Below are 22,969 nucleotides of genomic sequence, written 5' to 3'. Positions count from 1 at the left end.
CAGTTACCACGAGGCTAGGATGAGAGATCGGCTCACTCATCCGGCGGTGGGCCCGGTCGCGGTGGGAGACTTGCCACATGCCCCTCACCGAGCCGTACGACGACCACCTCCCCGAGGAGAGGTCGTCCGCCGCCGCGCCCGAGGCCGGCGTCGACCCGGGTGCGGGGGCGCCCGAGCCGGAGCCGGTCCTGCCGGAGCCGGTCCTGCCGGAGCCGGTCCGCCAGCGCATCGTGGCGCTGACCGCCGCCGTGCTGCCCGGCCTGCCCGCCGACGAGGTGCCGGTGCCGCTGCGCCGGGTGGCCAAGTTCGCCCCGAACCGCCGGGCCCGCCTCGGCGCCCCGGCGATCGCCGCCCAGCTCACCGCCGATCCGCTGTTCCGGCAGCGGGTCACCGCCCGGGTGCTCGCCGACGCCGGCGACCTGGGCGCGGCCGTGGTCGACGGGACCGCCCCGGCCGCCGCCGACCCGGTCGAGGTGGCCGCGCTGGCGTACCTTGCCCGGCCCCGGGGCTGGCGGGAGCTGATCGACGCCAGTGGCGCGGCGGTGCGCGCCGAGGCGGACAGCGCCGTCGTCGCCGAGCTGGTCCGCGAGGCCGAGCAGCGGGCCGGCCGCGCCGAGCACGACCGGGCGGTGGCCCGGGTCGAGGCGGAGAAGCTCCGCGACGAGCTGGCCCGGGTCCGCGAGGAGCTGGGCCAGCTGCGGGAGGAGGCCCGGCAGCTCAGCCGGACGCTGCGGGAGACCCAGGCGCGCGAGCGCAAGGCCAACGAGCTGCTCGCCACCGAGCGGGGCCGGGCCGCCCGGGCGGCCGCCGACGCCGACGCCGAGCTGCGCCGGGCACGGGCCCGCCTCGCCGAGGCCGAGGCGGCGGCCGGGGTGGCCCGGGCCAGCGCCAAGGAGGCCCGCTCCGTCGACGACGCCCGGCTCTGGCTGCTGCTGGAGACCATCGGGCAGGCCGCCGTCGGGCTCCGCCGGGAGCTGGCGCTGGACCCGGTGGACAAGCTGCCCGCCGACTTCGTGGCCGACGCCTTCGCCGAGAACCCGGCGGCGGCGCCCGCCGGCGGACCGGCGGCCCGGGCCCGCGACACCGACGACCCGGCCCGGCTGGACCAGCTCCTCGCCCTGCCCCGGGCCCACCTGGTGGTGGACGGCTACAACGTCACCAAACGCGGCTTCGGCGAGATGTCCCTCGAACAGCAGCGCAAACGCCTGATCACCGGGCTCGGCGGGATCGCCGCGCAGACCGGCGACGAGGTGACCGTCGTGTTCGACGGGGCCGAGCGGATGCACGGGCTGCCGCCCACCCCGCGCGGGGTCCGGGTGCTCTTCTCCCGCAAGGGGGAGACCGCCGACGAGCTGATCCGCCGGCTGGTGCGGGCCGAGCCGGCCGGGCGGCCGGTGGTGGTGGTCTCCTCCGACCGGGAGGTCGCCGACGGGGTGCGCCGGCACGGGGCGTACCCGCTCGGCGCGGACTCGCTGCTGCGCCGGCTGTCCCGCTCCTAGGTGTTGATCACCGGTTGTCCGTTTCTGTCGTACCCGGTGTCTAGTGTCCGACCTGACCGACGGTGCTCGGGTGGTGACGACGGAGTCTCGCCCGTCCACCGCCGCACTGCGTCAGGAGGCACGATGCTCATCGACTGCGACAGGTGCGGGATCCGGGGCGCCGGCTGCTCCGGCTGCCTGGTGACCGCCCTGCTCGACGCCGACTCGCCGGCCGCCGGGCTGGGCTCCGCCGAGCACCGGGCGATCGAGATGTTCGCCCGCGCCGGGTTCGAGGTGGAGGTGCTGGCCCACGAGACCGGCCGCGCCCGTCCCGCCCGCCGCCGCCGGGTGGCCTGACCGCCGCGTCCCACCCGCGTCGCGGTGCGTGGGCACCCCGCCGGGCCTGCGGCCGGTGGGCAATAGGATGGTCGCTCACGGCGGGAGGAGCGGCGGCATGACGCGGGTACGGCGTGGTGGCGGCAGGCCGGCGTCCGGAGTGCCGGCGTGACCCCCCGGGGATGGGCGGTGCTGACCCTGGCCGCCCTGGTGACAGCCCTGCTGGTGGCCGGTGCCCTGCTGGTGCCGTGGAGCCGCCCGCCGGCGCCGCGCGCCGACCAGCTCGCCGCGCTGCGCGACCTGCCGGCCGAGCAGGTCGCCCGGGGGCGGGAGTTCCGTGCCGCGCTGCGCCCCGGGGCGTACGGCGCGCTGGCGCTCGGGCTGCTGGTGGCGCTGCTGCTCGGGCTCACCCCGCTCGGCGCGCGCCTGGTCGAGCTGGCCGGCCGGCCCTTCGGCGACCACTGGATCGCCCGCGCGGTGCTCGGCGGTCTCGCCGTCGTGCTCGTCGCCGACCTGCTCACCCTGCCCTTCGCCGCCTGGCGGCACGCCGTGCTCACCCGCTACGGGCTGAGCACCCACGGCTGGGGCGGCTGGACCGTCGACCTGCTCAAGTCGTACGCGGTCAGCGCGGTGATCGGCGCGGTCGCGCTGCTCGGCTTCTACACCGTCACCCGGCTCGCCCCGCGCTGGTGGTGGGCGTTCGGCGCGGCCGGGGCGGCCGGGCTGGTGGTGCTGCTGTCCTTCGTGCTGCCGGTGCTGGTGGAGCCGGTGTTCAACCGGTTCACCCCGATGGAGCAGGGTCCACTGCGTACCGAGCTGATGGCCATGGCGGAGCGTGACGGCGTGCCGGTGCGCGACGTGCTGGTCGCCGACGCCTCCCGCCGCACGAAGGCGGTCAACGCGTACGTCTCCGGGCTGGGGCCGACCCGGCGGGTGGTCGTCTACGACACCCTGCTGCGCGAGGCCACCCCGGCCGAGGTGACCAGCGTCGTCGCGCACGAGCTGGGGCACGCCCGGGACCGGGACGTCGCCGTCGGCACCCTCACCGGGGCGCTCGGCGCCGCCGCCGTGGTCGTCGGGCTCTACCTGCTCGGCTCGTGGCGGCCGCTGACCCGGCTGGCCGGGGTCGACTCGGTCGCCGAGCCCCGCGCCTTCGGGCTGCTGATCGCCCTGGTGACGCTCGCCGGGCTGATCGCCGCGCCGGTGCAGGCGGCGGTCTCCCGCCGGGTCGAGGCCCGCGCCGACGCGCACGCCCTGGCGCTGACCGGCGACCCGGCCACCTTCGAGGCGATGCAGCGCCGGCTGGCCGGGGTCAACCTGGCCGACCCCGACCCGCCGCGCTGGGAGTACCTCTGGTCGGCGTCGCACCCGTCCACCGTGGAGCGGATGGCCGCCGCCCGCGCCTACGCCAGGGAGGCCGGCAGATGAGCCGGACGTTGCTGATCACGAACGACTTCCCGCCCCGCCCCGGCGGCATCCAGTCCTTCGTGCACAACCTCGCCGTCCGCCAGCCCGCCGGCTCGGTGGTGGTCTACGCCTCCAGTTGGCGGGGCGCGGCGGCCTTCGACGCCGCGCAGCCGTTCGAGGTGGTCCGGGAGCGTACCCGGGTGTTGCTGCCCACCCCGCTGATCGCCCGCCGGGCCGCCCGGCTGGCCCGCGCCCACGACTGCGACACCGTCTGGTTCGGCGCCGCCGCGCCGCTGGGCCTGCTCGCCGCCGGGCTGCGCCGCCGGGCCGGTGTCCGCCGGGTCGTCGCGCAGACCCACGGCCACGAGGTCGGCTGGGCCGCGCTGCCCGCCGCCCGGGCCGCGCTGCGCCGCATCGGCCGGGGCACCGACGTGGTCACCTACCTCGGCGACTACACCCGGGTACGGCTGGAGCGCGCCCTGCACGGGGTGACCGAGCTGCAACGGCTGGCCCCCGGCGTGGACGTGGACACCTACCACCCGTCGGTGGACGGTGAGCCGGTGCGCGTCCGGCTGGGGCTCGCCGACCGGCCCGTGGTGGTCTGCGTCTCCCGGCTGGTGCCGCGCAAGGGGCAGGACATGCTCATCCGCGCCATGCCGGAGATCCGCCGCCGGGTGCCCGACGCGGCGCTGCTGGTCGTCGGCGGCGGGCCGTACCGGGCGGCGCTGGAGAAGCTGGCCCGGCAGACCGGTGTGGAGCGGGACGTGGTGTTCACCGGCTCGGTGCCCTCGGCGGAGCTGCCCGCGCACTACGCCGCCGGTGACGTCTACGCGATGCCCTGCCGGACCCGTAACCGGGGCCTGGACGTGGAGGGTCTGGGCATCGTCTACCTGGAGGCCTCGGCGACCGGGCTGCCGGTGGTGGCCGGGGACTCGGGCGGGGCTCCCGACGCCGTCCGCGAGGGCGAGACCGGGTACGTGGTGGGCGGGCGGGACGTCGCGCAGCTCGCCGACCGGGTGGCCACCCTGCTCGCCGACCGGGACCTGGCCCGCCAGCTCGGCGCGGCCGGCCGGGCGTGGGTGGAGAAGGAGTGGCGCTGGGAGACCCAGGCCGAGCGGATGGCGGCGCTGCTGAAAGCCTGACGGCCCGCGCGGCGGTCGGGATCGCCCGACCGCCGCGCGGGCCCGGTGCCGGTCAGGAGCCGGCCAGCACCCGCCGCGCCGGGGGCGCCGGGGGAGTGGGGCGGGCCGCCGGGCGGGCCGGCCTCCCCGGCCACCAGGTGCGCGCGCCCAGGTCGAGAGCGAGCGCCGGGATCAGCAGGCTGCGCACCAGCAGCGTGTCGAGCAGGATGCCGACCGCCACGATCACGCCCATCTGGATCGACGGCACCAGCGGCAGCACGCCCAGCGCGCCGAACGTCGCCGCCAGCACCACGCCCGCGCTGGTGATCACCCCGCCGGTGACGGTCAGCGCCCGCAGCACCCCGGCCCGGTGCCCGAGTACCGCCGTCTCCTCCCGGGCCCGGGTCATCAGGAAGATCGTGTAGTCGACGCCGAGCGCGACGAGGAACAGGAACGCCTGCAACGGGACGCCCACGAAGAGCCGGGGATGACCGAGCGCCGCCAGCAGCAGCCCGGCGGCCCCCATCGCGGCGGCGTACGACAGCACCACGCTCACCATCAGCAGCAGCGGCGCGACCAGCGCCCGCAGCAGCAGCACCAGGATCACCAGCACCACGGCGAGCACCAGCGGGATCACCACCCGGTTGTCCCGGGCGACCGTCCGCTCCTCGTCGACGAGGGTGGCGGTCTGCCCACCGACCAGCGCGTCGGCCCCGGGCACCGCGTGCACCGCCGCGCGCAGCCGCTGCACGGTCGTGCGGGCGGCGTCGCTGTCCGGGGTGTCGGCCAGCACCGCCGGCACCCGTACCCAGGTCCCGTCGGGGGAGGGCTGCGCCGCCTCCACCCGGGCCACGCCCGGCACCGCCCGGGCGGCGGCGACCACCTCGTCGGCCGTACCCGCGGTGGCCAGGATCTCGGCGGGCGCGGTGGCGCCGCCCGGGTAGTGCGCCGCGATCAGCTTCTGGCCGGTGACCGAGCCGACCTCGGTGGTGAAGGACTCCTCGCCGGGCAGGCCGATGCTGAGGTTGCCGATGCCGACGGTCAGCGCGACCAGGGCGGCGGCGGTGCCGATCCAGACCGCGCGGGGCCGGCCGCCGACGGCGGCGGCGACCCGCCGCCAGATCCCGTGGTCGACGGTCACGTCGTCGGTGGCGGCGGTGGGCGACCAGCGGGGCACGAACGGCCAGAACAGCCACCGTCCGCAGAGGACCAGCACCGCCGGCAGCAGGGTGGTCATGGCGAGCAGCGCGGCGACGATGCCGACCGCGCCGACCGGGCCGAGCCCCCGGGTGGACGGCAGGTCGGCGGCGAGCAGGCAGAGCAGGCCGACGGCGACGGTCGCCGCCGAGGCGCAGATCGCGCCGAACGAGCGGCGCAGCGCCACCCGCATCGCCTCGTGCCGGTCGGCGTGTCGGCGCAGCTCCTCGCGGTACCGGGCGATCAGCAGCAGGGCGTAGTCCACGCCGACGCCGAAGACCAGCACGGTCAGGATGGTCTGGCTCTGGAAGTCGACGGCCAGCCCGCCGTACCGCGCCATCAGGTAGACCACACCGCCGGCGAACTGGTTGGCCACGCCGACGGTGACCAGCGGGACCAGCCACAGCACCGGGCTGCGGTAGGTGAGCAGCAGCAGCACCGCGACCGTCGCCGCGGTCGCCAGCAGCAGGGCCACGTCCATTCCGGCGAACGCGTCGAACACGTCGCTCTCGGCGGCGGCGTCACCGGTCAGCGCCGTCCGCAGGCCGCCCGGCGCGTCGACGTCGAGCCGTTCCTTCACCTCGCTCACCGCCGTCGCGCGCCGCTCGTCGTCCCCGGCGACGGGGAAGGAGACCAGCAGCGCCCGGCCGTCCTCGCTGGGCACCGCGGGTGACACCGCGCCGCCGTCGGCGTACCGGGCGAACGCGGTGCGGTCGGCGTCCGCCTTGGCGCGGTCGGCGGCGGTGAGGCCGCCGTCGCGGACGTAGACGGCGACCGCGAGCGGCCGGTCCGAGTCGGGGAAGGCGGCCTCGGCACGGGCGGTGGCCCGGCTGCTCTCCACCCCGACGGGCAGCGCGCCGAGCGTGGCGTTGTCCTGCACCTCGCTCAGCTTCACCGAGAGCGGGCCGGCCACCGCGACGAGGACGAGCCAGAGGACGAGGACGGCGTACTTGCCTCGTCGACCGGACGGCAGACCGGTCAGTCGTTGCCGGGACATGTGGGGTTCCTCCAGGATCGACGTCAGTGGGAGCGGGAGCGGACGGGCGGTGGCCACGACGCGTCACCGCTCCCGACGTCGATCCTCGGGGCCGGCCGGGGCGGGGACAGGAGTGCCAACTCCCCGAGCACGGTGGTGCCAGCACCACCGTCGTCCGGTGGGCGGTGCCCGAGAATGGACGCCGTGGACAGCTCGGTACGCGAGGTCGTCAGGCACACCGTCCGCCCCGGCGCGGTGGCCGCCGGCCAGGGGCTGCTGGTGTCCCTGCTCTGCCTGACCACCAACCTGCCGCTGTTCGTCCTGTCGGTGGTCGCGCTGCTGCTCATCCCCGTCTTCGGCATCGGGTTCGCGCTGTTCCCGGTGGTGACCGCGCTGGTCCGGATCTCGACCGGGCTGCAACGCCGGATGGCCGGGTGGGCCGGTCTGCCGATCGCCAGGCCGTACCTGCCGCGCCCGGAGGACGCGCAGCTCGGCACCTGGCGGCGCTTCCGGTGGGTGGTGGGCGATCCGGCCACCTGGCGGGACTTCGCCTGGCTGCTGCCGGGCGCCTTCACCGGCGGGGCCTGCCTGCTGGCGTTCGTGATGCCGGTGTACGGCCTGGAGGGCGTGCTCGGCGTCCCGGTCGTGCTCCATCTGACCGTCGACTGGTACGGCTACGGTCTCTTCTGGCCGATGGACAACCTGTTCGAGGCGCTGTTCGCGCTGCCCACCGGCGCGCTGCTGCTGGCCGGTGGGCTGGCCGTCGCGCCGTGGCTGCTCTGGCTGCACCAGCGCTTCGCGGCACTGCTGCTCGCGCCGACCGAGGCGGCTCGGCTGGCGCTGCGGGTCGCGCACCTGACCGCCACCCGGGCCGACACCGTCGACGCGCAGGCCGCCGAGCTGCGCCGCATCGAGCGGGACCTGCACGACGGGGCGCAGGCCCGGCTCGTCGCGCTGAGCATGAGCATCGGGCTGGCCGAGGAACTCGTCGAGCGCGACCCGACGGCGGTGCGGCGGCTGCTCGCCGAGGCGCGGGAGACCAGCGGGCAGGCCCTGGCGGAGCTGCGCGACCTGGTCCGGGGCATCCACCCGCCGGTGCTGGCCGAGCGGGGGCTGGACGGCGCGGTCCGGGCGCTCGCCCTGGCGGTGCCGATGCCGGTGGAGGTGGACGTCGACCTGTCCGGCCGGCTGCTGGCCCCGGTGGAGTCGGCGGCGTACTTCGCGGTGGCCGAGGGACTGGCGAACGCCACCCGGCACAGTGGCGCGACGCGTGCCTGGATCCACCTCCGCCACGACGGGGAGCGGCTGACCATCGTGGTCGGTGACGACGGTCGGGGCGGCGCCGACCCGGCGGCGGGCAGTGGTCTGGCGGGCATCGGGCGTCGGCTCGCCGTCTTCGATGGCACGATGTCGGTGGCCAGTCCACCCGGCGGGCCCACCGTGCTGACCATGGAGCTGCCGTGCGCGTCGTCATCGCCGAGGACCTCGCCCTCCTCCGGGACGGCCTGACCCGCATCCTGGACGCGTTCGGCTTCGAGGTCGTCGCGGCCGTCGACAACGGACCGTCGGTGCTGCCCGCGCTGGTCACCCATCGGCCCGACGTGGCGGTCGTCGACGTGCGGCTGCCGCCCACCTTCACCGACGAGGGCCTGCAGGCGGCGATCCGCGCCCGTACGGAGCTGCCCGGGCTGCCGGTCCTCGTCCTGTCCCAGCACGTCGAGCAGCTGTACGCCCGGGAACTGCTCTCCGACCGGGCCGGCGGGGTCGGCTACCTGCTCAAGGACCGGGTGTCGCACGTGGCCCAGTTCGTCGACGCGGTGCGCCGGGTGGCCGAGGGCGGCACGGTGATGGACCCGGAGGTGGTCGCCCAGCTGCTGGCCGGTCGGGTGGAGGCCCGGCCGCTGCGGGAGCTGACCGCGCGGGAACGCGAGGTGCTGGGCCTGATGGCCGAGGGCCGCTCCAACGCGGCGATCGCCGCCCGGCTCTTCGTCACCGAGAAGGCGGTCAGCAAGCACATCAACAACATCTTCAGCAAGCTGGGGATGCCGCCGTCGGACGACGACAACCGGCGGGTGCTGGCGGTGCTGGCGTACCTGCACGACGACGGCACGGTGTCGGCCCGGCCGGCGTCCGGCGGCGGGTCACCCGCCGGCTGAGCCGTCTGCGCCGACGGCGGCGGTGGAGAGCGCGGGGGCGCGGCCGAGCAGCTGCTCCGCCGGCCCCGGCCGCCCGAAGTACCAGCCCTGGCCGGCGTCGCAGCCGATCGCGCGCAGCCGGTCGGCCTGCCCGGCCGTCTCCACGCCCTCGGCGGTGACGGTCAGGTCCAGCGCGTGCGCCAGCGAGACCAGCGAGGCGAGGATCCGCTCGTCGGTCCGGCTGGCCGGGTCGACCGTCGGGGCGCGCAACCCGGTGACGAACTCCCCGGCCACCTTCAGCTCGGTCACCGGCAGGTCCCGCAGGTACGCCAGGTTGCAGTAACCGGTGCCGAAGTCGTCGATGGCGATCCGTACGCCCAGGTCGGCCAGCACCCGCAGCGCCCGCACCGGCTCCTCGGCGGTGCTCATCATGGTGCTCTCGGTGATCTCCAGCTGGAGCCGTTCCGGGGGCAGCCCGGTCCGCGCCAGCAGGGCCCGCACCTCCTGCACCAGGCCGGGCCGGTGCACCTGCCGGACGGCCAGGTTGACGCTCACGAAGGGCGCCGGCGTGGGCCCGCCGGACCAGCTCTCTGCCTCCCGGCACGCCTCGGCGAGCACCCACCCGCCGAGCCGGACGATCAGGCCGGTCTCCTCGGCCAGCGAGATGAACCGGCCGGGCCCGAGGATCCCCAGCTCGGGGTGGCGCCAGCGGACCAGCGCCTCCACGCCGAGCACCGTGCCGTCGCGCAGCGAGGTCAGCGGCTGGTAGTCGAGGAAGAACTCGCCCCGGTCGATGGCGGCGGGGATGGCCGCGGAGAGGGCGTACCGGGCCAGCTCGGTGCGGTGCCGCTCCGGGTCGAACAGCGACCAGCGCGCGCCCCCGGCCGCCTTGGCCCAGTGCAGGGTGCTGTCGGCCGCCCGCATCAGCTCACCGGGGGTGGTGCCGGCCACCGGACGCTCGACGATGCCGATGCTGGCGGTCACGGTCAGCTCGTGCCCGTCCACCCGGACCGGCTCACCCACGGCCGCGAGCGCCGCCTCGGCGACCTGCACGACGTCGTCGACCCGGGTGGTGCGCTCGACCAGGACGACGAACTCGTCGCCGCCGAGCCGGGCGACCAGGTGCTCCGGCAGGGCCAGGCGCAGCCGCCGGGCGACCTGTACCAGCAGCTCGTCGCCCACCTGGTGGCCGAGCGAGTCGTTGACCACCTTGAACCGGTCGAGGTCGAGGAAGCAGACACCGACCCGGTCGGCGCCCCGGGCCGGCTCGCCGATCGCGGCGCTGAGCCGCTCGGTGAACAGCGTCCGGTTGGGCAGGTCGGTCAGCGGATCGTGGGTGGCCTGGTGGCGGAACCGGGACTCGCTGTCGCGCAGCGCCCGTTCGGCCTGGGCGCGGGCCATCATCGCGGCCCGCCGGATCGACTCCTGCTCGTCCAGCGTCCGGTCCCGCAGCGCGCGGGCGTAGCCGGTGGTGACGGTCGACAGCAGCCGCGCCATCCGGTCCTCGACGTCGTCGGCGACCAGGCCCAGGTCCCGGACCAGACGGAGCTGGATGACCTCCACGGTGCGCCCCAGCCCCTCGGCGGAGGCGATGTGCGCGGCGACCAGCTCCGCGCCCACCTGGTGACCGACCCGCGCGTCGAACGGCTCCGCGCGCAGGGCGGCGGCCAGCCGCTCGGTGAGCCGTTGCAGCAGCGCCTCCAGCTGCGCCTGCGTCATCGGCAGGTAGCTGGTCCCCGACACCGCCTTGGCCCAGGCCCGGGCGAACGTCCCGGGGCGGGACGGCTGCCGCGGGACGGCCGCCGCCTCACCCACCGAGTCGTCCGACGCCACCGATGAAGATCGCCTGCTCGGCGTCCTCGGCGCTCTCCGGCGACTCGGGCCGCCACTGCGGCACCCAGACCACGCCCGGCTCGACCAGCTCGAAGCCGTCGAAGAAGGCGGTCAGCTCGGCCCGGTCGCGGATCCAGAGCGGGTTGTCGGTGCGTCGGTAGACCCGCTCCGCCTCGGCCCGCTGACCGGTGTCGCTGCGGCTCTCGTCGCTGGCCTGGGAGAGGACCAGGTGGCTGCCGGGCGCCAGCGCCGCGCGCAGCGTCCGCAGGATCTCCTCCGGCCGGTCGGCGTACGGGATGAAGTGCAGCACGGCCACGACGAGCACCGCGACCGGCCGGTTGAAGTCCAGCAGCCGGGTGACCTCGGGGTGGCGCAGGATGGCCTCCGGCCGGCGCAGGTCCTCCTGGATCACCGTGGCGCCGGGGTTGCCGTCGAGGATCTCCCGGCTGTGCGCCACGGCCACCGGGTCGACGTCGACGTAGACCACCCGGGCGTCCGGGGCGGCCCGCTGGGCGATCTCGTGCACGTTGCCGACCGTGGGGATGCCGGAGCCGATGTCGAGGAACTGCCGGATCCCCTGGTCGATCAGGTACTGCACGGCCCGGCGCATGAAGGCGCGGTTGGCCTGGGCCATCAGCGGGGCGTCCGGCACGGCCTCCATCATGGCCCGGGCCGCCGCCCGGTCCGCCGCGAAGTTGTGCGATCCGCCGAGGTAGTAGTCGTACATGCGGGCGACGCTGGGGCGTTCGATGTCGATGTCGTCGGGTGCCCAGTCCGGCCGCTGCATCCCTACCCCTTGTCGACAGATGCGAGTTTCGTCGCCCGCGCGGGCCACCCGGGTATTCTGCCCGCCGCTTGCTCTGGTGCAAAGACCACGATCGCTGCGCGACGACACCCTCACTCAGGGCGTTCGTCGCGCTCGTACGCTCCCGCCCGCACGGCGGAGGGCCCGCGACCGACGGACGGACGCGGGCCCTCGACGAAGGGTGGACGCCTCAGAACTTCGGCGCGTCCGGAGCCTCCAGCAGGCCGAGCCGCAGCGCCGTCATCAGCGCCTGGGCCCGGTTGGCCGCGCCCAGCTTCTCGTAGAGCTTCGAGATGTGCGTCTTGGCGGTGGACTCGCTGACGAAGAGCTGCTTGGCGATGCCGGCCACGCTCATGCCGTCGGCCAGCAGCCGCAGCACCTGCCCCTCGCGGGGGGAGAGCTGCGGGCCGGACGGGGCCAGCCGGCGCTTCATCGCCTCGGCCAGGTCGGCCGCGGTGAACGCGCTGGGGGAGGAGGCGGCGTGCCGGGCGGCGGCCACCACCTCGTCGGCCGGCGCGGTCTTCGGCACGAACGCGCTGGCCCCCGCCTCCAGGGCGCCGAAGAGCTGGTCGTCACCGGCGTACATGGTGAGCACGACGATGCCCATCGAGGCGCTGGACTTGCGCAGCGCGCGGGTGGCCTCCAGGCCGCTGCCGTCGGGAAGCCGCAGATCCATGATCACGACGTCCGGCTGCAGCGCGCCCGCCTGGCGTACCCCCTCCGCGGCCGTGGCGGCCTCACCGACGACCTCGAACTGCCGGTCACGCTCGAAGGCGTGCCGCAGGCCCTTGCGGATCAGATCGTGATCGTCGACAAGGAGGACCTTGGTACGGGTGGCCGGTGTCGGGCTTGTGGTCATCCTCGGGTTACTCCCCTTCTGCTGCTGCGCTGCCACGCACGTTATCTCGCCGGGGCGACGAACCGACCACCACCGCCACGGTCGTGCCGCTGGGCTGCCGCGGCCTGATCTCCAACCGGCCCCGGATACGTTCCGCCCTCTCGGCCATGATCGCAAGACCGTAGTGTCCCTCGGCGCGCTGGTCACCGATGCCGTGACCGTCATCCGACACTTCGATCTGCGCGTACGGCGGGTCCACCTCGCAGGTGACCCACAGATTGGCCGCGCCGGCGTGCTTGCGGGCGTTGGTGACCGCCTCCTGCGCGATGCGCAGCAGTTCCGCCTCGGTGGCGGCGGGCAGCCGGGCGGTGGACTCGTCCAGCGACAGGTGCACCCGCAGCCCGCCGGACGCGCCGACGGTGCGGGCGTACTCGGCGATCGCGGCGGCCAGGCCGCCGTGCCGGTCCACCTCGCTGCGCAGCTCGAACAGGCTCAGCCGCAGCTCGGTGATCACCCGGGTGACCTCGCCGCGCAGGGTGCGCAGCGCCTCGGCGGTCTCCTTCGGGTCCTCGTCGACGTAGGCCAGCGCGTTGTCGATGCCGTAGCCGACCATCACCAGCTCCTGGGCCACCCCGTCGTGGATCTCCCGGGCCAGCCGCTGCCGCTCCTCGTTGGTGGCCAGCGAGCGCACCTCGTCGAAGAGCAGCGCCGCCTCCAGCCGCAGCGCGGCCGGGCCGGTCAGCGCGGTCACCCGGGACACCACCGGCGGCGGGTACGCGTGCGGGGCGTCCGCCTCCAGCACCACCAGGCCGACCGTGCGCACCCCGGCGACCAGCGGGACGATCAGCGCCGACACGTCACCGCCGCGGTGCGAGCGGGCCTGCGAGCGGGCCGCCGTCTGCGGCTGCTGGCTGGCCCAGGCGTCGGCGATCGCCGAGTCGGCGTCGAGCGTGGTCTCCCAGTCCACCCGGTCCACCCCGACCTGGGCGAGGACGACCAGCCGGCCGCCGCCGCTGGCGGAGAGCACCGCCGCCCGGGTGGTCGGCGCCACCGTGCGCAGCTCCTCCAGCAGGTGCTCGGAGATGCCGCCCGGGTCGAGGGTGGCCCCGGGCAGCTGGCGGGCCACCGTGCGCAGCTGGGTGAGCAGCCGGGTGGCCTCCGCGTACGGCTGGGGCTTGCCCTCGCCGCGCACCCGCATCACCTGGTGCAGCGTGCCGGCCGCGTAGAGGCCGAGCGCGGCCAGGATCAGCCACTGCGCGCAGACCGCCAGGTAACCCGGCTGGCCGAGCTGCCGCCCGCCGTCCACCTCGGTGAACGCGCCCGCCACCAGCAGCGTGGCGGCGGTGACCCCGAGCAGCGCCGCGCCCTCGGCGAAGCGGCGACGCAGCGCGGTCACCGTGACCGGCACCGCCAGGTACGGCAGCACCGCGGACGCGCCGAGCCCGCCGACCGCCCCGCCGAGGGCGGACTCGACGGCGACCTGGCTGGCGGCCAGCCCCAGCACCACCGCCTCGGCCACCCGGCTCACCGGCCCGATCAGCCGGTGCTCGGGGGCGAGCAGGGCGGGCAGGCCGGCGACCGCGAGCAGCACGATCCACCACAGCTGGGCGGGGTCGCGGGTGGCGATCAGGGTCAGGACGGCGACCAGCGCCAGCATCACCACGCGCGCGACGGCGGCGAGCGGACGGGTCTGGGGCCGGACAGGTGTGGAGGCGGGCACGTGACGGATCGTAGTCAGCCGCGGTAGATGTCGGCGATCTCGGACTCGTACGTCTTGTGCACGACCTGGCGCTTGACCTTGAGCGACGGGGTGAGTTCGCCGGTCGCCTCGGTGAAGTCGCGGGGCAGGATCCGGAACACCTTGATCGCCTCGGCCTTGGAGACCGACTGGTTGGCCTGGTCGATCGCGCCCTGGATGTCGGCGCGCAGCGCCTCGTCGTCGCAGAGGGTGTGCACCGGGGTGTCCTCGGGCCGCCCGTGCGCGGCCAGCCACTTCGGCAGCGCCTCCTCGTCGACGGTGACCAGCGCGGCGATGAACGGCTGCCGGTCGCCGACCACCAGGCACTGGCTGATCAGCGGGTGCGCCCGGACCTGGTCCTCCAGCACGGCCGGGGCGACGTTCTTGCCGCCGGCCGTCACGATGATCTCCTTCTTCCGGCCGGTGATGCTGAGGAAGCCCTCGTTGTCGAGCCGCCCCAGGTCGCCGGTGCGGAACCAGCCGTCGGTGGTGAGCGCCTCGGCGCTGGCCGCCTCGTTCTTCCAGTAGCCCTGGAAGATCAGGTCGCCGGCGATCAGGATCTCGCCGTCGTCGTCGATCCGGATGGTCACGCCGGGCAGCGGACGGCCGACGGTGCCGATCCGGGTGGCGCCGGGCAGGTTCGCCGCCGCCGCGGGGGAGGTCTCGGTGAGGCCGTACCCCTCGCAGATGGTCACCCCGATGCCGCGGAAGAAGTGCCCGAGGCGGGCGCCGAGCGGCGCGCCCCCGGAGATCGCGTCGCGGCACCGGCCGCCGAGCGCGGCGCGCAGCTTGCGGTAGACCAGCTTGTCGAAGAGCGCGTGCTGGGCCCGCAGGGCCAGGCCCGGCCCGTCGGCGGTCTCCAGCGCCTCGCTGTAGGCGATGGCGACCCGCTCCGCCTTGTCGAAGATCTTGCCCTTGCCCTCGGACTCGGCCTTCTGCCGGGCGCCGTTGTAGACCTTCTCGAAGACCCGGGGCACGGAGAGCACGAAGGTCGGCCGGAACTCCTGGAGTTCGGCGACCAGGTTCTTGGTGTCGGGGCAGTGCGCCATGGTGGCCCGGGCCTGCACCACGCCGATCTGGATGAGCCGGGCGAAGGCGTGCGCGAGCGGCAGGAAGAGCAGCGTCGACGCGCCGGGCCGGAAGAGGTTCGGCAGCACCGGCACCGCGTTGGCGATGTCGGCGTACATGTTGCGGTGGGTCAGCACGCAGCCCTTGGGCCGCCCGGTGGTGCCGCTGGTGTAGATGATCGTGGCGACGTCGCCGGCGTGGACCGCCTTGCGCCGCCGCTCGATCTCGACCGGGTCCACCGCGGCGCCCAGCGCGACGATCTCGTCCACCCCGGCCAGCTCGATCTGCCACACGTGGCGCAGCTCGGGCAGCCGGTCACGGATCCCGGCGACCAGGGTGGCGTGCGCGTTCGACTCGACCACGACGGCGACGGCCCCGGAGTCGGCGAGGATCCAGGCGGCCTGCTCGGCGCTGGAGGTCTCGTAGATCGGCACGGTGACCGCGCCGGCCGCCCAGATGGCGTAGTCCAGCAGGGTCCACTCGTAGCGGGTACGGCTCATCAGCGCCACCCGGTCGCCGGGGTTGACCCCGGCCGCGGCCAGGCCCCGGGCCACCGCGACGACCTCGTCGCGGAACTCGCGGCAGGTCACGTCCGCCCAGCGGGCGCCGGCGCCGGCCGGGGCGGGACGGACGAACTGCACCGCGTCCGGGGCGACCTCGGCGTTGTCCCAGACCGGGTCGGTCAGGTTGGCCGCGTCGCCGATGGTGACGATCGGCGGAACGGAGAACTCGCGCACCTGCACTCCCTCGTGCTCGCACTGTCCGGGCCGGCCGCCACGGCGGGTCGGCTCTGACGAAACCTACCCGCACACCCGGGTGGGTTGGCCAGGGAGGTTGCCTGCCCGCTAGGTGGGACGTCGCGGCGTCGGGTGGGCCGGGACCCCGGGCGGTCCCCGCCGGGCGCGGCGCGGCGGCGTCGCCGGGGGTGGAGCGGCGCGCTCCGGGGTCGCTCCGGGTAGCCTCCCCCCATGGCGGACTCCTCCACCCAGTCGATCGTCATCGGCGCGTCACCGGAGCGCGTGGCGGCGGTCATCTGCGACTTCCCGAGCTACCCCGAATGGACCGAGGCGGTGCGGCGGGCGGAGGTGATCGAGGAGTACGAGGACGGCTACGCCAGCCAGGTCCGGTTCACCATCGACGCCGGGGTGATGGCCGACGAGTACGTGCTCGCCTACGAGTACGCCGAGGACCTGTCCCGGGTCGAGTGGCACCTGGTCGAGCCGTCGACGATGCAGAAGTCGCAGCGCGGGTCGTACGACATCGTCGGCAACCCGGACGGCACCTCCACCGTGACGTACACCCTGGAGGTGGAGCTGTCGGTGGGGATGCTCGGGATGTTCCGCCGCAAGGCCGAGAAAATGATCATGGATACGGCGTTGAAGCAGCTCAAGCGCCGGGTAGAAGCACCCGGTACGGCACAGTGACACGCCGGCCGGCCGCACGGTAGGGGAGCCCGACATGGGGGGTACGGAACCGGGCTCGGCCCGGGAGGAGGCCGAGCGGCTGGTCGCCACGCTGCTCGCCACGGCGCGGCTGGCCTCGGCCGGCCGCGGGGCGGGCGGATGGGGTCCGCTCGGTGGGATGCTCTCGGGTGTCCTCGGTCACAGCGTCGGCCCGTCCCGGCCTGCGGGGGAGGGCGCCGGGGCCGGGGGATTCGCCACCGGAACGCCGGAGTGCTGCATCTGTCCGGTCTGCCGCGGTATCACGGCGTTGCGTGATCCGAGTCCGGAATTCGCCGAGCGGCTCGCCACCGGCGCGGGCGATCTGGCGGCCGGGATCGCGAGCCTGATGCGGGCGTTCGCTTCCGCCACTGACGGGGAAGCCTCCCACCGGACGTCCGGCGGCGCCACCGGAGCCACCGGGCCCGCCGCCGGGACCGGTCCCGACGCCGACCACGTGTGGCGCGAGGCCACCCGTACCGGGCATGATTCTCCGTCGGCGCCGGAGCGGGACGTCTGGTCCGCCGCCACCCGGGCGGAGGACGCGGTCGTGCCGGCCGCCGCCGCCCCGCCCGTCGACGACGCCGGGCCGGTCGCGCCGGCCCAGGTCCGGCCGACGGCCGACCGTCCGGTGGTGCCCGCCTCGCGTGCGCCGGCCGGCGCGGGCGGGGACGCACCAGGCGACGGGGCCTGATCACCGGACATCCGACATCGCACGGCCGGTTCGGCCGATGTCGGGCAGCACAGCAGAGGGGAGTGGCAGCGGTGACGCTGACCATCGGAGTCGACGTCGGTGGCACGAAGGTGGCCGGCGGTGTCGTGGACGACACCGGCAAGGTTCTCGTGCAGGCCCGACGGGACACCCCCGCGGACGACGTCGGCAAGACCCGTGACGTCATCATCGAGCTGGTCACCGAGCTCGCCGCCGGGTACCGGGTCGACGCGGTCGGCATCGGCGCGGCCGGTTGGATCGACGCCTCCCGCTCCACCGTGCTCTTCGCCCCCAACCTGGCCTGGCGGGACGAGCCGCTGCGCGAGTACGTCAGCGCCGCCACCGGCCTGCCGGCGATCGTGGAGAACGACGGCAACGTCGCCGCCTGGGCGGAGTTCCGCTACGGCGCGGCCCGCGACGCCGAGGACTCGATGGTCATGTTCACCATCGGCACCGGCGTCGGCGGCGGCATCGTGCTCGGCGGCGAGCTGGTCCGCGGCGCCAACGGCATCGCCGCCGAGCTGGGCCACATGCTCACCGTCCCGGACGGGCACCAGTGCGGCTGCGGCCGGCTCGGCTGCATCGAGCAGTACGCCAGCGGCAGCGCCCTGGTCCGCTTCGCCCGGGCCGCCGCCCGCCAGGAGCCGCAGCGGGCCACCGCCCTGCTCGAACTGGCCGGCGGAGAGGCCGAGGCCGTCACCGGCCCCATGGTCACCGCCGCCGCGCAGGCCGGCGACCCCGTCTCCACCGAGGCGTTCGCCCAGGTCGGCCGCTGGCTCGGCACCAGCCTCGCCGACATGGCCCAGATCCTCGACCCGCAGGTCCTGGTCGTCGGCGGTGGCGTGATCGAGGCCGGTGACCTGCTGCTCGGCCCGACCCGGCGCTCGTTCAACGACGCGCTGGCGCAGCGCAGCCGGCTGCCCGTGGCCGAGGTGCGCCCGGCCGAGCTGGGCAACAGCGCCGGCGTCATCGGCGCCGCCGACCTCGCCCGTCGGCTGTGACCGCCGCCGGAACCCCGGCCGTCGACAGGGCCGGGGAGCCGGCCGGCGGGGTGCGACTGCGGGTGGTGTCGTACAACATCCACAGCCAGCGGGACGACACGGCCGCGCTGGCGGCCGTGGTCCGCGAGGCCGAGCCCGACGTGGTGATCGTGCAGGAGGCCCCGCGCCGGTTCCGCTGGCGGCAGAAGTCCGCCGCGCTGGCCGAGTCGTTCGGGCTGGTGGTGGCCGCCGGAGGCCTGCCCTCGCTGGGCAACCTCCTGCTGACCAGCCTCCGGGTGCGGGTGACCGCGACCCGGTGCCAGCGCTTCCCGCTCACCCCCGGGCGGCACCTGCGCGGCGCCGCGTACGCCGAGTGCCGCATCAGCGGGGCACGCTTCCTGCTCGCCGGCTCGCACCTGTCCACCGACCCGGCGGAGCGTCCCGGCCAGGCCGCGCTGCTCAAGCGGGAGGTGGCGGGCGCGCGGCTGCCGGTGGTCCTCGGCGCGGACCTCAACGACGGCCCGGACTCGGTGGCCTGGCGGACGGTGGGGGAGGGGTTGATCGACGCGGCGGTGGCCGCCGACGCCGCCGACCGGTGCACCTACTCGTGCGCCGACCCTCGCCGGCGCATCGACGCGCTCTTCGTCGACCCCCGGGTGACGGTGCTCGACTACGACGTGGTGGACACCCCGACGACCCGCCGGGCCAGCGACCACTTCCCGGTCCTGGCCGACCTGCTCCTGCCGGTCACCGACTGACGGCACGCCCCCGGGCCCGGCCGTCCGCCGCGCGGCGACCGCCGGACCCGGAGCCGCCGTCCCGGGCTGGACAACGGACTGCGGGTACGGGGAGGATTGCCCGTCGAACCGGCGTTCGTGCCGCACATAAGGAGATTCCCCGGTGCCCCCCTCCACCGAGCACGGCCGGCCCGATCCGGAGACCACCACGCTCGCCCTGAGCCGGGACGGCCGCCCGGTCTCCGACCGGGGCGACACGGTCTGCGTGATCGGGGCCGGCGCCAGCGGCCTCACCGCGATCAAGAACCTCACCGAGCACGGCTTCGGCGTCGACTGCTACGAGCGGGAGACCGGCGTCGGCGGCGCGTGGAACTGGCGGCACGACCGCAGCCCGGTGTACGCCAGTACCCACCTGATCTCGTCGCGGCCGTTCACCCAGTTCCCCGACTTCCCGATGCCGGACTCCTGGCCGGACTACCCGCACCACAGCCAGCTGCTGTCCTACTTCGAGCGGTACGCCGACCACTTCGACCTGCGCCGGCACATCTGGTTCGGCACCGAGGTGGTCCGGGTCGAGCCGGTGGCCGGTGACCGCTGGGACGTCACCACCCGCAGCACCGGTGGGTACGGCCCGGAGCGCACCTCCCGGTACGCGGCCGTGGTGGTCGCCAACGGGCACAACTGGTCGCCGAAGCTGCCCTCCTACGAGGGTCTGGAGGAGTACCGGGGCGAGGTCATGCACGCCTCGTCCTACAAGGACCCGGCGCAGCTGCGCGGCAAGCGGGTGCTGGTGGTCGGCGCCGGCAACACCGGCTGCGACATCGCGGTCGAGGCCGCGCAGCAGGCGTCGCGCTGCTGGCACTCCACCCGCCGCGGCTACTGGTACGCCCCGAAGTACGTCTTCGGCCGCCCCGCCGACCAGGTCAACGACCTGCTGTTGATGCTGCGGGTCCCGCTGCGCGTGCGGCAGTGGCTCTACCACCGGACGCTGCGGCTGACCGTCGGCGACCTGACCCGCTTCGGCCTGCCGAAGCCGGACCACCGGGTGTACGAGACCCACCCGATCGCCAACAGCCAGCTCGTCTACTACGTCGGCCACGGCCGGATCGCCCCGGTGCCCGACGTCGCCCGGTTCCACGGCGGCGGCGTCACCCTCACCGACGGTCGGGAGATCGATCCCGAGCTGGTCGTCTTCGCCACCGGTTACCTGCCGCGCTTCGAGTTCCTGGACCCGAAGGTGCTCGGCGACGAGGACGCCTCGGGCCGTCCGAGGCTGTGGCTCAACGCCTTCACCCCCGGGCACCCGACCCTGGCGGTGGCCGGCCTGTTGCAGCCCGACTCCGGCGTGTTCACCCTGTCGCACTGGCAGACCGTCCTCTTCGCCCGGCTGCTCCAGGCCCGCCTGGCCCGGCCGGAGCGGGCCGCCGCGTTCGCGTCCCGGGTGGAGGCCGGCGCGGGGGAGCGGTACTCGGGCAAGGTCAAGGACAGCAGCCGGCACTGGTTCGAGGTGGGCCACGCCGACTACCTGCGGGCGGTGCAGCGCGCCCTCGACGAGCTGGAGGCCGGCCGGTGAGCGGGTCCCGCGGTCGTGGACGAGAGGCGGGCCCGGTGAGCGCGAGGAACGCGGCACGGCGGAGTCCCGCAGTCGCGAACGAGAGGCGGCCAGGATGAGCGCGACGAACGAGCGGGTGCGGATCCTGCGGGGGCGGGAGTGGGCCCGCCCGGTCCGCCCGGTCCGACGCGAGGTGCTGGGCGCCGCGCCGGAGTTGGAGGAGGGGCGACCGCCGCTGCTCTTCGTACCCGGGTTCGGGCACGGGGCCTGGGCGTTCGCCGAGCACTGGCTGGAGCACGCCGCGTCGCGCGGGTTCCCGGCGTACGCGCTGAGCCTGCGCGGGCACGGCGGCAGCGAGCGGGCGCCGGAGGCGACGCTGCGGGCGTACACCCATGACGTGGTCCAGGTGGCGGCGGGCCTGCCGCGCCGGGCGGTGCTGGTGGGGCACGGCGCCGGCGCCCTGGTGGTGTCCCACGCGTTGGCGCGTTACCCGGCCCGGGCCGCGGTCCTGGTCGCGCCGGTGATGGGCGGCTGGTCGACGGCCGTCACCGCGCTGCGCCGTAATCCGGTCGGCACCCTGCCGGCGCTGGTCGGTGGCCCGCTCAAGCTGCACCGCCGGCAGTTGTTCAGCCGCGAGCTGCCCGACGCCGACGCCCGGCGCCACGCCGCGCGGCTCGGCCGGGCCTCCCGGCGGGCGCAGTGGCAGCTGCTGGCCGGTCGGGAGGCGGAGCCGGCGGTGGGTCGCCCGCCGGTGCTGGTGCTGGGCAGCCCGGACGACCGGGTGGTGCCGCCGGCGGCGCTGGTCCGCGCCGCCCGCCGGTACGGCTCGGCCCCGCTGCTCTTCCCGGGCATGGGACACGACCTGATGCTCGACGCCCGGTGGCGGGAGCCGATCGACGCGATCCTCGACTGGCTGGTCAAGGAGCCGCAGCGGGCGTGACCGGCACGGGTTGCTCCCCGGTCGGGTGATGACGGCCGGCAGGCCGGTGTCGGCGCTGCCGGCGGTCGGGCGGGTGGAGTGGGATCGCCCGGGCGTCGCCGTTGCGGAAGAGCGCCACCTGCACCGGGCTCAGCCGGAGCTGCTGAGTCGGCGTACCAGCGAGCCGGTCTCGTCCAGGGCGCTGAGGTAGGAGCGGGCCCAGGCCCGGATGTCGTGCCGGTGCAGGTGCGCGCGCATGGCGCGCATCCGTTCGCCGGCGTCCTCCGGGGCGGCCCGCAGCGCCGAGAGCAGCATCCGCTTGAGTTCCTCCAGGTCGTGCGGGTTGACCAGGTACGCCTGCTCCAGCTCGGCGGCGGAGCCGGCGAACTCGCTGAGCAGCAGCGCGCCGGAGTCGTCCACCCGGGCGGCGACGTACTCCTTGGCGACCAGGTTCATCCCGTCGCGCAGCGGGGTCACCGCCATCACGTCGGCGACCCGGTAGAGGGCGGCCAGCTCGGTGCGGTCGAACGGTTGGGTGAGGTAGTGGATCGCCGGCTCGCCGACCCGGCCGAACTCGCCGTTGATCCGTCCGACCTCGCGCTCGACCCGCTCCCGCAGGATCTGGTACTGCGCGACCCGTTCCCGGCTCGGCACCGCCACCTGGACCAGCACGGTGTCGCGGACCTTGACGTCCCCGCTGGCCAGCAGCTCGCTGTACGCCTTGAGCCGCTGCTCGATGCCCTTGGTGTAGTCCATCCGGTCGACGCTGAGGATCACGTGCTCCGGGTCGCCCAGGTCGTGCCGCAGCCGGCGGGCGCGGGCGGTGACGTCGGGACGGCCCGCCAGCGCGGCCATCTCGGCGGTGTCGATGGAAACCGGGTACGCCCCGATCCGCACCACCCGGTCGTCGACGCCGATGCGCCGGTCGGTGGCCGGCAGGCCGAGCACCTTGGCGACGAGTTGGGCGAAGTTGTGCGAGGCCTGGGCGCGCTGGAAGCCGATCAGGTCGGCGCCGAGCATCCCGCGCAACAGTTCGGCGCGGCGCGGCAGCTGCATGAACAGCTCCGGCGGCGGGAACGGCACGTGCAGGAAGAAGCCGATCCGCAGGTCGGGGCGGAGCTCGCGGAGCATCCCGGGGACGAGTTGCAGGTGGTAGTCCTGCACCCAGACCAGGCCGCCCGGCTCGGCCACCCCGGCGGCCGCCTCCGCGAACCGCTGGTTGACCCGCTGGTACGCCTCCCACCAGCGGCGGTGGTACTCGGGCTGCTCGACGGCGTCGTGGTAGAGCGGCCAGAGTGTGGCGTTGGCGAATCCCTCGTAGTGGTCGCGCAGGTCCTGCGCGTCGAGCGGGACGGTGTGCATGCGCACGCCGTCGACGTCGGGGAGGTCGGGCGCGGGGCCGGTCCCGCCGGCCCAGCCCACCCAGGTGGCCGGGGTGTGCCGCAGCAGCGGGTGCAGCGCGCTGACCAGACCTCCGGGGCTGCGGCGCCACTCGCAGGCGCCGTCGGGGGCCACGCTGTCGTCGATGGGAAGCCGGTTGGCCACCACCACGAGGGAACTCTGTCGCATCTCGGGCATTCCGATCCGCAGTGGCCGACCGCCACGAGGAACAGGAACAACCGGGCAGTCGGTGGGGGAAGTGACGTACAGCCGTATTCCTACTGACCGTAAGTTACACCTCTGTTACGTGGCACGGGG

19 protein-coding genes are annotated in these 22,969 nt (G+C 75.1%); 12 read left to right on the top strand and 7 right to left on the bottom strand.

Features of this window, described 5'->3' with window-relative positions; genetic code table 11:
• Window positions 1–77: 77 nt before the first annotated feature.
• The 4 genes from GA0070614_RS07855 (at window position 78) to GA0070614_RS07840 (ending at window position 4,363) form a co-directional block, all read left to right on the top strand.
• The gene (locus GA0070614_RS07855) at window positions 78–1,499 is read left to right on the top strand and encodes an NYN domain-containing protein (RefSeq protein ID WP_088975327.1); all 1,422 of its coding nucleotides are present in this window, start codon (window positions 78–80) and stop codon (window positions 1,497–1,499) included.
• Between the two features lie 123 nt (window positions 1,500–1,622).
• Window positions 1,623–1,835: a hypothetical protein gene (locus tag GA0070614_RS07850; RefSeq protein ID WP_088975326.1), complete on the top strand. Its 213-nt coding sequence runs from the start codon at window positions 1,623–1,625 to the stop codon at window positions 1,833–1,835.
• A gap of 147 nt (window positions 1,836–1,982) precedes the next feature.
• The gene (locus GA0070614_RS07845; RefSeq protein ID WP_088975325.1) at window positions 1,983–3,242 is read left to right on the top strand and encodes a M48 family metallopeptidase; all 1,260 of its coding nucleotides are present in this window, start codon (window positions 1,983–1,985) and stop codon (window positions 3,240–3,242) included.
• Window positions 3,239–4,363 (top strand): glycosyltransferase family 4 protein, encoded by a 1,125-nt coding sequence (locus tag GA0070614_RS07840; protein ID WP_088975324.1) that lies wholly within the window; start codon window positions 3,239–3,241, stop codon window positions 4,361–4,363. The genes GA0070614_RS07845 and GA0070614_RS07840 overlap by 4 nt, the downstream gene beginning before the upstream one ends.
• A gap of 52 nt (window positions 4,364–4,415) precedes the next feature.
• Here GA0070614_RS07840 and GA0070614_RS07835 read toward each other — a convergent pair whose 3' ends face one another.
• Window positions 4,416–6,536, bottom strand: coding sequence for an MMPL family transporter (locus GA0070614_RS07835; protein ID WP_088979308.1), 2,121 nt, complete (start codon window positions 6,534–6,536; stop codon window positions 4,416–4,418).
• Between the two features lie 174 nt (window positions 6,537–6,710).
• Here GA0070614_RS07835 and GA0070614_RS07830 point away from each other — a divergent pair, with 174 nt between their 5' ends.
• A complete protein-coding gene (locus tag GA0070614_RS07830) occupies window positions 6,711–8,024 on the top strand; it encodes a sensor histidine kinase (protein ID WP_088975323.1) in 1,314 nt (437 codons plus the stop codon).
• Window positions 7,976–8,671 (top strand): LuxR C-terminal-related transcriptional regulator, encoded by a 696-nt coding sequence (locus GA0070614_RS07825; protein ID WP_088975322.1) that lies wholly within the window; start codon window positions 7,976–7,978, stop codon window positions 8,669–8,671. The genes GA0070614_RS07830 and GA0070614_RS07825 overlap by 49 nt, the downstream gene beginning before the upstream one ends.
• Here GA0070614_RS07825 and GA0070614_RS07820 read toward each other — a convergent pair.
• The 5 genes from GA0070614_RS07820 to GA0070614_RS07800 form a co-directional block, all read right to left on the bottom strand.
• Window positions 8,657–10,369 (bottom strand): putative bifunctional diguanylate cyclase/phosphodiesterase, encoded by a 1,713-nt coding sequence (locus tag GA0070614_RS07820; RefSeq protein WP_088979307.1) that lies wholly within the window; start codon window positions 10,367–10,369, stop codon window positions 8,657–8,659. The two genes, GA0070614_RS07825 and GA0070614_RS07820, sit on opposite strands and share 15 nt — an antisense overlap.
• Before the next feature lie 88 nt (window positions 10,370–10,457).
• Complete coding sequence (locus GA0070614_RS07815; protein ID WP_088975321.1) at window positions 10,458–11,270, bottom strand: SAM-dependent methyltransferase; 813 nt, start codon at window positions 11,268–11,270, stop codon at window positions 10,458–10,460.
• Window positions 11,271–11,478: 208 nt separating this feature from the next.
• Entirely contained in the window at window positions 11,479–12,147 is a 669-nt protein-coding gene (locus GA0070614_RS07810; protein WP_007072219.1) for a response regulator transcription factor, read from the bottom strand.
• A 7-nt stretch (window positions 12,148–12,154) separates the two neighbouring features.
• Window positions 12,155–13,846 (bottom strand): sensor histidine kinase, encoded by a 1,692-nt coding sequence (locus GA0070614_RS07805; protein WP_088975320.1) that lies wholly within the window; start codon window positions 13,844–13,846, stop codon window positions 12,155–12,157.
• Window positions 13,847–13,860: 14 nt separating this feature from the next.
• A complete protein-coding gene (locus GA0070614_RS07800) occupies window positions 13,861–15,669 on the bottom strand; it encodes an AMP-dependent synthetase/ligase (protein ID WP_088979306.1) in 1,809 nt (602 codons plus the stop codon).
• A gap of 231 nt (window positions 15,670–15,900) precedes the next feature.
• Here GA0070614_RS07800 and GA0070614_RS07795 point away from each other — a divergent pair, with 231 nt between their 5' ends.
• The 6 genes from GA0070614_RS07795 (at window position 15,901) to GA0070614_RS07770 (ending at window position 21,292) form a co-directional block, all read left to right on the top strand.
• A complete protein-coding gene (locus GA0070614_RS07795) occupies window positions 15,901–16,356 on the top strand; it encodes an SRPBCC family protein (protein ID WP_088975319.1) in 456 nt (151 codons plus the stop codon).
• Between the two features lie 34 nt (window positions 16,357–16,390).
• Window positions 16,391–17,065, top strand: coding sequence for a hypothetical protein (locus tag GA0070614_RS07790; RefSeq protein ID WP_088975318.1), 675 nt, complete (start codon window positions 16,391–16,393; stop codon window positions 17,063–17,065).
• A gap of 71 nt (window positions 17,066–17,136) precedes the next feature.
• Window positions 17,137–18,084 carry an ROK family glucokinase gene (locus GA0070614_RS07785; protein ID WP_088975317.1) on the top strand — a complete coding sequence of 316 codons (948 nt, stop codon included), beginning with the start codon at window positions 17,137–17,139 and terminating at the stop codon, window positions 18,082–18,084.
• Entirely contained in the window at window positions 18,081–18,821 is a 741-nt protein-coding gene (locus GA0070614_RS07780; RefSeq protein ID WP_088975316.1) for an endonuclease/exonuclease/phosphatase family protein, read from the top strand. The genes GA0070614_RS07785 and GA0070614_RS07780 overlap by 4 nt, the downstream gene beginning before the upstream one ends.
• Before the next feature lie 142 nt (window positions 18,822–18,963).
• Window positions 18,964–20,373, top strand: coding sequence for a flavin-containing monooxygenase (locus tag GA0070614_RS07775; protein WP_088975315.1), 1,410 nt, complete (start codon window positions 18,964–18,966; stop codon window positions 20,371–20,373).
• Between the two features lie 94 nt (window positions 20,374–20,467).
• Window positions 20,468–21,292 carry an alpha/beta hydrolase gene (locus GA0070614_RS07770; protein ID WP_088975314.1) on the top strand — a complete coding sequence of 275 codons (825 nt, stop codon included), beginning with the start codon at window positions 20,468–20,470 and terminating at the stop codon, window positions 21,290–21,292.
• A 129-nt stretch (window positions 21,293–21,421) separates the two neighbouring features.
• Here the strand turns inward: GA0070614_RS07770 and GA0070614_RS07765 are convergent, their stop codons facing one another.
• Entirely contained in the window at window positions 21,422–22,840 is a 1,419-nt protein-coding gene (locus GA0070614_RS07765; RefSeq protein WP_088979305.1) for an alpha,alpha-trehalose-phosphate synthase (UDP-forming), read from the bottom strand.
• Between the last annotated feature and the right edge of the window lie 129 nt (window positions 22,841–22,969).

Source organism: Micromonospora coxensis (genome assembly GCF_900090295.1).
In the GTDB taxonomy this organism is placed as follows: Bacteria; Actinomycetota; Actinomycetes; order Mycobacteriales; family Micromonosporaceae; genus Micromonospora; species Micromonospora coxensis.
Note: the sequence above shows the minus strand (reverse complement) of the source record. Positions and strands in the feature narration are given on the sequence as shown.